We start from the raw sequence: 13,701 nt of genomic DNA, 5'->3' as shown, positions 1-13,701 counted from the left end.
AGGCGCTAAGCATATGCTTAGCGCCTTTTGTATATATTAAACAAGTGTTTGCTAGTTAATCAGGCTCAGAGCCAAACCAAGCTGGTTGGGGATACTTGGTCTGACTCCAACTCCTAAAATCTAGGCTGAAAAACAAGCTTATATTTAATTAATTAACTTATTCGCTTTCGATTAACTGATTTAAGGCAACAGTTTCAGCTTCTACTTTTGCCGTTTGCTTACCGTGCGTATCGGTTTTTTGTGTGACTAGCACGTTGTCTAACTTAATCGTCAGTGGTGCTTGATTGTTTAAGCTCTGGCGAAGATAATCTTGCGCCACAACTTGCAGTTGAACTGGGTTAATTGCAACTGCAGTTTCAGCAGTTGTTAAACTGTAGACACTCTCTGCATTTGCGGTAAATGCGAGCGCGCCAGTGATAAGTGCAAGCAGAGTTGTTTTCATGATGGTACCTTTATCTTACATACATAAGTTACGTCAATATTCCTTATAGATGTCAAAGGACCAATATCTATCGCGTTAAGTTGTGGGTTGGGAACACAACTAAAGTATTGTAGCCATATCTATTAATATATAAGGCCTAGAGATGTTGTCCTTCATCTACGGTGTATATTCTAAGCATCTTGGTCAAAAAGTGACACTGACATAAATTCACGTTATTCATTAGAAAAACTAATGCAAAATATTGCTGAATTTTCATTTGTTTGTCATAATCTCAGGCTATAGTATTTCACTTTGAAGCGAATTCATTTTGGCCTCTCGTTTACCTCCTTTAAACGCACTTCGCGCCTTCGAAGCAGCTGCTAGGCACCTAAGTTTTACCCGTGCGGCAGAAGAGCTTTTTGTTACGCAGGCGGCAATCAGTCATCAAATAAAATCCTTAGAAGAGCATCTTGGTATTAAGCTGTTTATGCGTAAAAACCGTGCTTTGTTGTTGACTGAAGAGGGGCAAGCGTACTTTCTCGATATAAAAGATATTTTTACTGCTCTGCATGACGCCACAGAAAAGCTACTTGCCCGCGGCGCTAAAGGTGCTATCACGGTAAGTTTACAGCCGAGTTTTGCCATTCAATGGCTGGTGCCGCGTTTAAATGCATTTAATATTTTGCATCCAGATATTGATGTGCGAATTAAAGCGGTTGACCAACCCGATAACTCATTAACGGAAGATGTTGATGTCGCGATTTATTATGGTCGTGGCCGTTGGACGAATGTGCTTGCGGAAAAGCTTCATACCGAGTATTTGATCCCTGTCTGCTCGCCGCTACTGGTCAATGGTAAAAAACCGCTATTTACCGTAAACGATTTAGCCCAACACAACTTATTGCACGATACTTCCCGTCGTGATTGGAAGCGCTGGTTTAAGGAAGTGGGGGTAAAAGGGGTGAATGTGAATCATGGGCCGATATTTAGTCACTCTTCGATGGTATTACAGGCGGCAATTCACGGTCAGGGGGTGGCGTTAGCCCATAGTGTGCTAGCCAAGCCCGATATTGACTCCGGTCGTTTGGTTACGCCGTTTAACGATGTGTTGGTCAGTAATAATGCCTACTACATTGTCTGTCGTGAGCATCAGGCGGATGTCGGTAAAATTTCTGCGTTTCGCGATTGGGTACTAGAAACAGTGGAAGAAGAGCAAGATCAAATTGAAGATGGACAACTGTTATAAGTTGTTCAATCAAATAACAAATTTAAGCAAGGCCAGAAGCGAAAGAAAAAGCGAGAAAAAGTTGTCAAAACAAAACCATACCCGTGAAGTGACTACCTCTCAAGTGACTACTCCTGAAAAAGCAGGTGTTGAACAAACATCAGTTATTATTGAGCAGGCAGCAAGCCCCAAAGCCATTGTGATTTTTGCCCATGGTGCCGGCGCCGATAAAAGCCATGAGTTTATGGCAAAGGTCAGTCAGCACTTGGTTGCACATAATATTTCGGTATTGCGTTTTAACTTTCCTTATATGGATAAACGCTTGGCGGATGGTAAAAAGCGCCCACCGGATCGCATGCCAAAATTATTGCCTTGTTTTCTAAATATCATCAATCAGTTGAGCGAGTACTTTACTGACGTTGATGCCACTGAATTGGCAAAAACTCCTTTGTTTATTGGCGGTAAATCTATGGGTAGTCGCGTTGCGGCAACCATCACCAGCGAAACACTAGCTGGCGAATTAAAAGAAGATATAAAGCTAAATCGAAAAGTTGCAGGCACATTTTGTTTAGGCTATCCGTTTTATCCAATTGGTAAACCTGAGAAAACCCGTTTAACGCCGCTTACTGAGCGCCACAAAGATAACTCGATATTGATAGTGCAGGGCAGTCGCGACAAGCTTGGTGACAAGCAAGCAATTGAAAACTACCGCTTACCTGCTCAATGCCAAGTCACTTTTCTCGAAGACGGCGATCACGATTTAAAGCCTCGGGTAAAATCAGGCTTTACTCATGCGGAGCATATCCAATCGGCAGCTAATGCGATTAGTGAATATATTGATAGTGTTGTTTCGCGTTAAGAACAAGCCAATCAGTTAGACTTTGCCGGTTGGCTAAGACTTAAAAATGGAGACCACATTTAATGTTTACTTGGCAACATCGCGTTTTAGCGGTTTTTATTGGCGTTAGTGGGTGTTTTTGCGTATTATTCGGCGCTTGGCTCGCCCATGCTGGCGGGCATTTATCACTAGAAGTGGTAACCCGATTGGAAACAGCTCACCAATACCATATTTTACACACCTTAGCGCTGTTAGGGCTGGTGATTTGGCGTCAGCAAGCTAAGTCTAGAATATTAGCAGCAAGTAGTTGGCTAATGGTGGCTGGCATGTGTGGTTTTAGTGGTAGTTTATACTTTAAAACCTTACTAATGATGCCTGAGCTTGGCAAAATGGCGCCTTTTGGTGGCGTGAGTTTAGCGCTGGCGTGGCTGTGTATTGCTATTTATGGTGTTACAGGGGCAGCAACAAGCCAGCGTATTGAAGAATTGAAATAGGTCGTAATAAATGAAAACCTCCATTGTATTATATTGCCGCCCAGGCTTTGAAAAAGAGTGTGGTGCGGAAATTCAGGAAAAAGCGGCATGGAACGAAATTTACGGCTATTTAGAAATAGTTAAAAAACAAGGCTTGGTTTTTTTCCATCTGCATAACGCTGAAGACGGCGAGACTTTAATGAGCAAGTTGCCGTTAAAGCGCTTGATTTTCGTCCGTCAGTGGTTTGTCACTTTAACGGAAAAAATTGAACTGCCTGATTACAATCGCGTCGAGGCGATTGTTGAAGCACTAGGTAGCGACTGGCAATATGCCGATCTTCGGATGGAAACGCCAGATACTAACGATGGCAAAGCGCTCACTAAGTTCTGCCGTAAATTAGCGGTGCCACTGCGCCAAGCGCTTAGAAAGCAAAAAATTCTTACCGAGCAAGGTGATGATGACGGTGCTGTGCTGCATGCTTTGTTCTTATCTGGCAAGGAAGTGATTTTAGGCTTCTCGTTGGGCACCAATACCTCACAGCATGTGATGGGTATTCCACGCTTAAAATTCCCATCACAAGCGCCAAGTCGCTCAACCTTAAAACTCGATGAAGCGTTTTTATACTTTGTCCCGAAAAAAGATTGGGAGTCACGCTTAACTTCTGGCTTAAATGCGGTGGATTTAGGCGCTGCGCCTGGGGGGTGGACATACCAACTAGTACGCCGTGGAATGATGGTTTCCTCGGTTGATAATGGCCCAATGGCTGAATCGTTAATGGAAACAGGGCAGGTTAAACATTATCAAATTGATGGTTTTAAATTTAAACCCGCCAAGCAAAATGTGTATTGGTTAGTGTGTGATATGGTGGAAAAGCCACATCGCGTTGCTTACCTTATGACTGACTGGTTACTACATGGCTTTTGTAAAGAAGCGATGTTTAACCTTAAGTTGCCAATGAAAGGGCGTTATCAGCAAGTGCAAAAAGACCTGCAAATGATCAAAGACAGATTTGCTGAGCACGATGTTAGATATGAGATGTACGCTAAGCATTTATATTACGATCGTGAAGAAATCACCGTACACGCCCGATTATTATCGCCGGCGCCACTAGCGCGCTAAGTTTATTGGGCTAAAGCTAACAGTGTCTCAGGCTACTTAATAGACCTGAAGGCAGAGATAAAAAAACCGACTATTAAGTCGGTTTTTTGTTTTAATGCTTTTAGCTAGATATATAAGCTAGAGCAAAAAGCCTAAGCGAAAAGGCGTAAATTATAAACGCTCTAGTACTGCGTCAGTGAAGTCAGTTGTACCGTGAGAACCGCCTAAGTCGCGTGTTGTACGATCGCCTGATTCGATAACTTCAGTAATTGCGTTACGGATCGCTTGTGCTTTGTCACCCATTTCTAAGTACTCAAGCATTTGGATTGCAGCAAGAATAACTGAAGTAGGGTTCGCTAGGTTTTTACCAGCGATATCTGGTGCACTGCCGTGAACCGCTTCAAAGATTGCACAGTCGTCACCGATGTTAGCACCAGGAGCCATACCTAAACCACCAACTAAACCTGCACATAAGTCAGATAAAATATCACCGAAAAGGTTAGTAGTAACAATAACATCGAACTGCTCTGGGTTCATTACTAACTGCATACAACAGTTATCAACGATCATTTCTGCAGATTCAATATCTGGGTAACGCTCACCAACTTCACGGGCAACTTTTAAGAATAAACCAGACGTTGATTTAAGGATGTTAGCCTTGTGTACCGCAGTAACTTTTTTACGGCCTTCTTTGCGTGCAGTTTCGTAAGCAAATTCAACAATGCGCTCAGCACCTTCACGAGTGATTTGGCTCATTGCTTCTGCTGTTTCACCACAATCAGAAACGTTTTGACCTAAGCCAGAGTACATACCCTGAGTGTTTTCTCGAACGGTAATAATGTCGATGTTTTCGTAGCGAGCTTTAGTGCCTTTGAACGAAATTACGGGGCGCATGTTTGCGTATAGCTGGAATTGTTTACGTAAGGTAACGTTAATTGAAGTAAAGCCTTCGCCAACTGGTGTAGTTAATGGGCCTTTAAGCGTGATTTTGTTCTTTTTAATTAGCTCTAAAGTTTCTTCTGGAACTAATTCACCGTGCTTTTCTAGTGCTACTAGGCCTGCATCAGCGTATTCATATTCAAAATCACAACCTGCTTTGTCTAATACTTTGATCGTTGCGTCGATAATATCAGGACCGATACCGTCGCCAGGAATTACTGTGATAGTTTGCTTAGCCATTTATTGTACCTTTAAAGATTTGTCAGAAGTATTTTCAAAGCATAGCCTAATCGTTATTTCCAGCATCAAATTGGCAAGAAATAAACGTGCGCATGGTGCGCTAAAGTAAGTATTTAGTTAGGCTATGTGAAAAAAAGCGCGCCTTTATACCATGGCTTAAGGTTGTAAGCTAGTATGAAAACTTACTGGGCAAATTTTATATGTAGGAGTTTTATTACGGAAATTCAGCACGTAAAAAGATTAGCCGTTGCAATTGAGCAGCTTAAAGGGATTTAAACTGCTCGTAAGCGACATTGCCAATGGCAGTAAGTAGGCCATTGCTAAACAGTAGCGGTGTACACTCTTCTTGGGTGGTAATGCCATCTGATTTCACGTGTTGAGTGCGGTAGAACATCACTTGATAGTTCACATTCTCTACTTTTTTCGCTTCAGTGATATCTGGGCTGCCCAAATTTTCAAGTGCCTGTTCAAAGGTAAAGTTATCAAGCTGTAGCTTTGAAATATATTGGCGGTTAAACGCTTCGCGATCTTCCCATTTCATATTGGCGGGGTCGTCGTTATAAAAATTGACCACTAACAACACAAAAATGCCGTAAGCTGCTAATGCCAATAAAATACGGAAAATAACTTTTTTACTCATAACCCTAGAAGAATTTGCTGGAATTTTGATTAGTAAACTTGGCCGCTGAACTCGGCCACTATGGCCGCGACTTACTAACCTTAATATTTATTGTAGCTGACTCTTAGCATAGCGAGTTATTGGCAAGTTTTAAATAGCTTGTTGATGATTTGCAACAATTTTTATCGGCCAACCAATTCTCACTAAACTGTCATTAGCCGAATGTCTTTGAGGTTAAAACCTAGGGGAATATTTTGCTTTAAAGTAAGAAGTTGATGACTAAGTTTAAGCATGTCTTGCCCTTGATCTAGCTTTTGTTTGACCGAGGACTTTATTTTATCTGCCGCTAGAATAGCATTGACCGAACCATAGTCTTTGATCAACTCCGCAGCGGTAATTTGGCCAATGCCAGCAACACCGGGAATTTTATTGGTGCTATCACCTGTTAGTGCCCATAAATCAATTAGTTGATTCGATTTTACACTGAATTTTTGTTCGATATAGTTATCGTCTAAGAAGCGACGATTAAAGTAATCGTAAACTTGAATGTTTTCATTAATCAGCGATAAAAAGCACTTATCGGTTGAGACTATGGTGACTTTTTGGTTTCGCAGTGCCACTTTGATCGCCAAGGTGGCAATCACATCGTCTGCTTCGTCTTCCTCGGGCTCAATAGAATCAATACCTTTACTTAACAAGGCATCTTGAATGTCACTTAATTTGGTCGCTAAATGCTCAGGCATTTTTTTGCGGCCTTTTTTGTAGTCTGGGTAGAGCTGATAGCGCCAACAGGGCTGCTCGCTGTCGAATACGGCAACCCCATGAGTAGGCATTAAAAATTCCAAAATATTGGCAACAGCGGTCGCCGAAGCTTGCGCTGTGTTGTGAAGCACCTGCTGTTTAGTGTTTTCCGATAACTCATTGTTGAGCAGGAACGGTCGTTCTTGAACAGCATAAATGCGCCTAATTAAATTAAGCGCATCAATTAGTACGACATGTGCTGTCATGCAGGCTGACCCTGAATGGTTGAAGCGGCATCAGTGCCTTGTGCAACGCGATAGCAAGGAATGTATTCGCTACCCGGCAGTTTCATCCGCTGCTGTTTTACAAATGAATCTAGCAATTTATCCATTAACGACATAATTTTCTCTTCCCCAGAAATTACAAACGGGCCATGTTCCCTAATGGCCTTAATACCGTTGGCTTTGACATTGCCAGCCACAATACCGGAGAAAATTCGGCGCAAGTTGGCGGCTAAAGCTGCGGTATCCATATCTGTTTTTACCGTTAAGTTTGCCATGTTCTCATGGGTTGGTTCAAATGGTTGTTGAAATTCCTGATCAATTTCTAATGACCAATTGAAGTGAAAGGCATCACCTTTGGCTTTGCGATAGGCGAGCACTTGCTCAACTTCTTCGCTTAACGCGCGGGCAACACTTGGCGCATCATCAACAATAATTCGATAATGCTTACGCACTTGCTCGCCAAGCGTGGCAACGACAAATTTATCGATTTCTTGGAAATACGCTTCGCTCTCTTTCGGGCCCGTTAAAATAATGGGCAAATGTTGCTCTTTGTTTTTCTCGTTGAGCATAATGCCAAGAATATAAAGAAATTCCTCTGCCGTACCAGCGCCACCAGGAAAGATAATAATACCATGTGATAAACGAACGAACGCTTCTAACCGTTTTTCGATATCCGGCATAATAATCAGTTCATTTACAATAGGGTTTGGCGGCTCGGCAGCAATGATACTCGGCTCGGTTAGCCCTAAATAGCGGCCAGTAAGATTGCGCTGTTTGGCATGGCCAATAGTCGCGCCTTTCATTGGCCCTTTCATGGCGCCCGGGCCACAACCTGTACAAATATTAAAGCCCCGTAGGCCAAGTTGGTAACCAACTTCTTTGGTGTATTTGTATTCGGTTGTGTTGATTGAGTGTCCGCCCCAGCAGGTAATTAAACCGGGTACAGACTCGGGTAAAATGGCATTGGCGTTGCGCAAAATATCAAAAACAATATGCGTCGTTTTTTCACTTTCGCAGCTAAGGTTATCGCACAGTCCGTCGTATTTATCATTGATAAATAAAATGTCACGCAAAACGGCAGATAAGTGCTCGCGAATACCACGGATAATTTTGTTATCGACAAAGGCATCTTGTGGCGGGTTGGTGAGCTCTAATTTTACACCGCGTTCGATGCGCAATACATTGATGTGAAAATCTAGAAATTGCTGATAAATTTCTTCTGCATCATCGGTATGGCTACCTACATTTAATACGGCTAGTGAGCAATTACGGTAAAGCTGAAAAAGCTTACTTTCTGCAGATTCTTGTAATTGATCAATCTCTATTTGTGACAATAAATTCATGTTGCCAACAGGGTTAATTAAAGTTTTCATCCTGATCCCCTTATTCAATTAGTCATTGAAAAGCAATGACGATCCCACTAATGCCATCGGGGTAAGCCAATAGCAGCTAGCGCCTGTTTACTTATTGTGCGTAGATTATTCGGTTTTTACCTTGATGTTTTGCTTGATATAACGCCTCATCGGCGCGTTCGAAGGCAAGGTGAATGTTGTCACCATGCTTAATGTGAGTAATACCAATTGACGTGGTGATATTGACTTTGTTATTTCTGAACTTAAATGGCAGTTTAGCAATCGTTTTACGGAAGTTTTCCAGCGCAGCCATTACTTCCTTTTCATTTAACTCGTTAAACACTAAAACAAACTCTTCACCGCCATAGCGGGCAATGAAGACATTCTTGGTTAGCGCTTTGGTCAAGGTAGCAGCAATGACTTGCAAGGTTTTATCACCGGCAGTGTGGCCATAGGTGTCATTAATTTGTTTAAAGTCATCTAAATCGATAACCGCGACAGCTAGCTCAAACTGTTGGTGATTGAAACGCACCATTTGCTTAGCAAAGTACTCGTCAAAAGCGGCGCGATTATTTAGCTTAGTCAGCGCATCTTGCAGGCTAATGCGTTGTTGCTCTAGCATGCGTTGTTCAAAGTGTTTGCTTTGTTTTTCTAATTCACTGACTTTGGTGCGCATGGCCACAAGCTGTTGCTCTAGCTGTTCAAAATAGCCAAGCTCTAAGCTATTTTTTTGCTCAATTGTTTGTGTGATGGTTTCAAATTTTGTCATCAGTTCTGCTTTGGCTTCAGTGAGGCTTGGCGCAGATTCGATCATCTCAGCGATATCACCTAATTGGTTGTTAAGTGATTCATTAATGCTTTCTTGTTCACTGCGGTGCCCTTGAGAGTTTGACAGAGTAGACTTAACCGCGCGCTGCACTTTGGATAACGCACCAGAGAGTGTTGATAAAAAGGTTTTAGCCGTTTTTCGCTCTTGTTCCATATCTTCAGCAACAAGATTTAGTACTGCAACTATGTTGTTGAGCAAGCTATCATCGATATTCCGTGTATTTCCCAGCTCATCCTTTAAGTGGTTCAGCTTTTGTTGCAGCTGCTCAGATAACTTAATGTTGCTTAGAATTGAGGTAATGCGCTCAATAAAGCTCTTGGCACTCTTAGCTGCCTCGGTCTGGTTACCATTCGATTGATTTATCAGCGACGCGGCACTAGATTGCATTGCAGCATGCGCTTGTCCGCTTACTTGAATGCTGTCTTTTGCCGTCAGTACTTCGCCATAGATGGAGAGCAGTTCGCTTAACTGCGGGACATATTGAATAACCGTGTCTTTGGTGTCTGAGTTTTCGGTTAATAAGCTTCGTAAACTGCGTCTTGACTGTGGTGGCAGACCTTTCGCTTTTTGCAGTGTCGTACCAGCGCCGTGAAACTTTTGGTGTAAGTCGCGAATATTAAGCTCGTTTTTACTGGCTTGTTTGTTTAACAGCTTAGAAACGTTCGCGAGCTCTTTTTCAACGTCAGCTAGCGGCGCACTCTTTTTTAGCATGGCGCGTAGCTTTGCCATACGGTTGTCTAATTCAAGATCTTGTCCTTTACACAAACGCGACAACTTAACCAAAAAGTCGGTTAACAAGGTTGAACGTTTATTAAAGTCTTCTTCTAGCGTTGAACGCGCTTGAATAGAGGCATCAAGCTTGGCTTTGAGTTGGCGAAGTTGACTCTGAAAAACAGACGTTTCACTCATGGGTAAATGATTTCCTGAATAAAATGGGCTTTCAATATGTTGGTTAGCAATAAAATTGCGCGTACCTGAAAATGAGTTTGAAAATTACGTTATAGCCTGATGAATTTCGACAGCAGTTACTTTCACTATAATAGTTCAATTTATAATATCACTGTATAGAAGAACGGTTAATAAAACTATTTGTCCCACTGAGATTTTGTAAAAATTTAAGATTTTTCGACCAAGCCGCGAATTTTCAAGCGCACTAACATGGTAATCATTGGCAAAGCAGGTAAACTTACGCCATCGAATGATTCGACACATTTATTTAACATCTTATTTTAAGAATATAGTTTGATTATGAACAAAATTACTAAGCGTTTGTCACCAATTGCTTTATTTTTGACCTGCGCCTTTTCTCAGTCTGCATTGGCCGATGTTAAGGTCAACATTGATTTATCAAAAGCTGAGCATCACTATGCCAAGGTTAAAATGGCGTTACCTGCTTCAACACAGGCGTCAATTGACCTAAAGCTGCCAACATGGCGTACAGGGCGTTATGAAATTTTAAACCTTGCCAACGGTATTCGTGAATTCAACGTAAAAGATAGTAACCTTATTTGGCAGAAAATCGACAAAGATACTTGGCGTATTACCGGTGACTTAAGCGACGGTGTTGATGTGAGTTACCAAGTGTATGCCAATCAGCTGGGCTACCGCACACGTCACGTTGACGACAGCCACGCGTTTTTAGATGCCTCAGGTGTTGTGATGTACACCGATGAAAGCCGTGACGATAAACACGTGATTCAATTGAAAGTACCGAAAAAGTGGCGCAGTGTCTCTGGTTTGAAAAAAGGTCGTAACAAACACCAGTTTATTGCCGCAGATTACGATTTGCTGATCGACTCGCCGATTGAAACGGGCATTAACGACTTTTATAAATTTGATGTTGATGGTCGCGATTACGAGTTAGTGATTTGGGGTAAAGGTAACTACGATGCTGATCAGATGGTTGAGGATTTGGAAAAGATCGTCAGTCAGGGTGACACCATTTGGTCTGACTTCCCATTCGAACGTTATGTGTTTATGGTTCATGCCACAAGCGGTGCGCGTGGTGCCACTGAGCATATTAACTCAACGATTATTCAGCGTGATCGCTATACCTTTGCTGAGCGCAAAGATTACCTTAGCTTTTTAGGCACTGCCGCACATGAGTTTGTTCATACGTGGAACGTGAAGCAATATCGCCCAGAAGGGCTAGTGCCATATGATTATCAAGGTGAAAACTACTCTAACTTACTGTGGTTATCTGAAGGTTCGACTAGCTACTTGCAAAATCAACTGCTGATGCGCGGTGATATTATGACTAGCAAAGAATGGCTGGATCACCTTGCTCGTCGCATCAATAGCTATTTAAGAAAACCGGGCCGTGACAGTCAATCAGTGGCTGAGGCGAGTTTTGATAAGTGGATCAGCGAAGGCGGTGATTACCACAAAAACCATAGCGTGAATATTTACTCAGAAGGTTTCTTAGTGTCTTGGATGTTGGACGTCGACATTCTAGAAAAAACGGGGTTAGCACAGAGCTACCGCAATGTTCACGACATTTTATACAAAGAGTTTAGTATTCCTAAAACCTTTAACGACCAAGACGTTCGCAATATCCTAAAACGAGTAACTGGCGAAGATTATCAAGCGTGGTGGGCAGAAAATATCGACGGCCATGCCAAGCCAAGCTTCGACAAACTGCTCGCCAAAGCCGGCTTAGAGATCAGCTATGGTAAAACGGATAAAACTAAGGCGTGGTCAGGTATTGCTACTAAAGCCGATACTAATGGTTTGAAACTTACCAGTGTTGAAAAAGGTAGCCCTGCATGGCGTGCCGGATTAACTACCGATGACATTATTGTTGCGGTTGATGGCTTGCGCATGAAAGATAAAGACTTAACTAAACGCTTAAGCAACTTTAAGCCAAAGCAAAAAGTGACGTTTACTTTCTTTCGTCGTGATCAGCTTGTCACTAAAACAGTTAAACTTGGTGAGCTACCAGCAGGTAAGCTAAAAGTGCAACCTATGGCTGACGCGAGCGAAGCGCAAAAAGCCTTCTATCAAGCGTGGACAGGCTTAGCATTTCCTGAAAAATAGCGTTAATTCAGTTGGGATTAAACGTTGAACAAACAAAAAAAGCACCCTAGGGTGCTTTTTTAAACCAATTTAAATTGTATTTAAATGGACGCTATTGTCTTAGCGAGCGTGAGCTAGGCGCGTTTGACGGCAGCGAACTGCGATAAGGGTTGATATCTAATCCACCTCGACGAGTATAGCGAGCAAAAACCGTTAAATACTTAGGGTTACAAAACTGCTGAATATCACAATAGATACGTTCGACACATTGTTCGTGAAACTCATTGTGATCACGAAATGAGATTAGATATTTCAGTAGCTTTTCTTTATCAATTTCATTGCCCGTATAGCTAATATAAACACTGGCCCAATCTGGCTGATTGGTGATTAAACAATTCGATTTTAACAAATGGCTAACCAGCTGTTCGGTTACTTGTTTTTTACCCTTGCCTGCAGCGTCAGCTAACAGTGTTGGCTGATATTGGTATTGATCAATCTCGATATCTAACTCATCAATACAAGTGGCCTTTGTCGCTGCGATTGCCAGAGGCGGGCAGTTATCGACAGGAAATAAACGCACGGTTGCGTGAGCACCTGCCACTTTCGATAAATCATTGGTCATATGCTCAATCACTTGCGCTTGGCTACCAAAACGCGTTTGATTGAAGCTGTTTAGGTACAATTTGAACGACTTAGATTCGATTAAATTATCACTTGAACAAGGAAAGTGGAATTCTGCAACCGCAACGACTGGCTTACCTTTAGCATTCAGCCAAGAAACTTCGTAGCCATACCAGATATCTTCACCAAAAAACGGTAATTTACTTTGGTCTATGTCTAAATCGTCGCGATTTAAACTACGTGGCACCCCTTGCAGCAAGCTTGGATCATACTGGTCGCTATAATCTGTTGCTTTTCCTAACGTTAAACCTTCTAATAGGCCACTGTTTTGATACTTTGCCATGAACTGCTTAATAAAATTGAAATGTTAACGAACTAATGGCGCTATTTTACTAGGATTTTGACCAAGATGACACGCCCAGACAATGAATTAAGCAGACAATTACACGCCTTAGCATCAAGTTTTGTGTCGGCATTTCAAGACAAACATGGTCATTTGCCAGTTATCGAAAAAGACGAAGAATGGCCATCTCCTTGTTTGGCAGGGGAATACTCAGCTGATGCAAATTTTTGGCAGCCTACAAGTGCCGAAAGCACAGAAAGCCCATTGTCTTTTGATAATGTTGAGCAGGCGCTTGAATTGTCATTACACCCCGATATCAAAACTTATTTCACGACACTTTATAGCGAAAGTTTCGATCTAAGCTGTGATGATGGCAACTTGACCTTATTATTTCCTTGGAGCGAAGCCGATTTTGCTCGTTTGCAAGAGAACATTATTGGCCATGTGCTAATGAAGCGTAAGCTTAAACAAGACGTGACCATATTTTTTGCACTTACCGATCAAGACGACTTTATTTTATCGCTTGATAACCAAACGGGTGAAGTTTGGGTCGAGCAGGTAGGAAAAGCGCCACATAAAAAGCTTGCAGACAATTTAACAGAGTTTCTAAGCCAGTTAACGCCTATGATTTATGATTAATTGCAAAATATTGTTTTTGTGAC

The 13,701-nt window shown here is 42.1% G+C and carries 13 protein-coding genes; 6 read left to right on the top strand and 7 right to left on the bottom strand.

Features of this window, described 5'->3' with window-relative positions; all coding sequences use genetic code 11:
- Positions 1-157 precede the first annotated feature (157 nt).
- Complete coding sequence (locus DXX94_RS03730) at positions 158-442, bottom strand: hypothetical protein (RefSeq protein WP_116013939.1); 285 nt, start codon at positions 440-442, stop codon at positions 158-160.
- Between the two features lie 307 nt (positions 443-749).
- Between DXX94_RS03730 and DXX94_RS03725 the strand changes: the two genes are divergently transcribed.
- From DXX94_RS03725 to rlmM, 4 genes are all read left to right on the top strand, one after another.
- Positions 750-1,667 (top strand): transcriptional regulator GcvA, encoded by a 918-nt coding sequence (locus tag DXX94_RS03725; RefSeq protein WP_115999885.1) that lies wholly within the window; start codon positions 750-752, stop codon positions 1,665-1,667.
- A 61-nt stretch (positions 1,668-1,728) separates the two neighbouring features.
- On the top strand, positions 1,729-2,505 hold the full coding sequence (locus tag DXX94_RS03720) for an alpha/beta family hydrolase (protein ID WP_258872092.1): 777 nt from the start codon (positions 1,729-1,731) through the stop codon (positions 2,503-2,505).
- A 62-nt stretch (positions 2,506-2,567) separates the two neighbouring features.
- A complete protein-coding gene (locus tag DXX94_RS03715) occupies positions 2,568-2,978 on the top strand; it encodes a DUF423 domain-containing protein (protein ID WP_116013937.1) in 411 nt (136 codons plus the stop codon).
- A 10-nt stretch (positions 2,979-2,988) separates the two neighbouring features.
- Positions 2,989-4,077, top strand: a complete 1,089-nt coding sequence (rlmM, locus tag DXX94_RS03710) for a 23S rRNA (cytidine(2498)-2'-O)-methyltransferase RlmM (protein WP_116013936.1) — start codon at positions 2,989-2,991, stop codon at positions 4,075-4,077.
- A 150-nt stretch (positions 4,078-4,227) separates the two neighbouring features.
- On the opposite strand, the gene DXX94_RS03705 is transcribed toward rlmM, so the two are convergent.
- The 5 genes from DXX94_RS03705 to DXX94_RS03685 all read right to left on the bottom strand — a co-directional run bounded on the left by DXX94_RS03705 (position 4,228) and on the right by DXX94_RS03685 (position 9,969).
- On the bottom strand, positions 4,228-5,235 hold the full coding sequence (locus DXX94_RS03705; RefSeq protein ID WP_115999888.1) for an isocitrate dehydrogenase: 1,008 nt from the start codon (positions 5,233-5,235) through the stop codon (positions 4,228-4,230).
- Between the two features lie 262 nt (positions 5,236-5,497).
- Entirely contained in the window at positions 5,498-5,875 is a 378-nt protein-coding gene (locus DXX94_RS03700; RefSeq protein WP_116013934.1) for a DUF3192 domain-containing protein, read from the bottom strand.
- Positions 5,876-6,057: 182 nt separating this feature from the next.
- Positions 6,058-6,861 carry a flap endonuclease Xni gene (xni, locus tag DXX94_RS03695; RefSeq protein ID WP_116013933.1) on the bottom strand — a complete coding sequence of 268 codons (804 nt, stop codon included), beginning with the start codon at positions 6,859-6,861 and terminating at the stop codon, positions 6,058-6,060.
- Positions 6,858-8,252: a nucleotide 5'-monophosphate nucleosidase PpnN gene (gene ppnN / locus DXX94_RS03690; protein WP_116013931.1), complete on the bottom strand. Its 1,395-nt coding sequence runs from the start codon at positions 8,250-8,252 to the stop codon at positions 6,858-6,860. Before ppnN ends, xni begins: the two co-directional genes overlap by 4 nt.
- A gap of 91 nt (positions 8,253-8,343) precedes the next feature.
- Positions 8,344-9,969 (bottom strand): GGDEF domain-containing protein, encoded by a 1,626-nt coding sequence (locus DXX94_RS03685; RefSeq protein WP_116013930.1) that lies wholly within the window; start codon positions 9,967-9,969, stop codon positions 8,344-8,346.
- A 339-nt stretch (positions 9,970-10,308) separates the two neighbouring features.
- Between DXX94_RS03685 and DXX94_RS03680 the strand changes: the two genes are divergently transcribed.
- Positions 10,309-12,096 (top strand): M61 family metallopeptidase, encoded by a 1,788-nt coding sequence (locus DXX94_RS03680; protein WP_116013928.1) that lies wholly within the window; start codon positions 10,309-10,311, stop codon positions 12,094-12,096.
- 91 nt (positions 12,097-12,187) lie between these two features.
- Here the strand turns inward: DXX94_RS03680 and queF are convergent, their stop codons facing one another.
- Positions 12,188-13,039: an NADPH-dependent 7-cyano-7-deazaguanine reductase QueF gene (gene queF, locus DXX94_RS03675; protein WP_116013927.1), complete on the bottom strand. Its 852-nt coding sequence runs from the start codon at positions 13,037-13,039 to the stop codon at positions 12,188-12,190.
- Between the two features lie 66 nt (positions 13,040-13,105).
- Here queF and syd point away from each other — a divergent pair, with 66 nt between their 5' ends.
- On the top strand, positions 13,106-13,678 hold the full coding sequence (gene syd / locus DXX94_RS03670; protein ID WP_116013925.1) for a SecY-interacting protein: 573 nt from the start codon (positions 13,106-13,108) through the stop codon (positions 13,676-13,678).
- Positions 13,679-13,701: the final 23 nt, after the last annotated feature.

The organism is Thalassotalea euphylliae (genome assembly GCF_003390375.1).
GTDB classification, from domain to species: domain Bacteria; phylum Pseudomonadota; class Gammaproteobacteria; order Enterobacterales; family Alteromonadaceae; genus Thalassotalea_F; species Thalassotalea_F euphylliae_A.
Note: the sequence above shows the minus strand (reverse complement) of the source record. Positions and strands in the feature narration are given on the sequence as shown.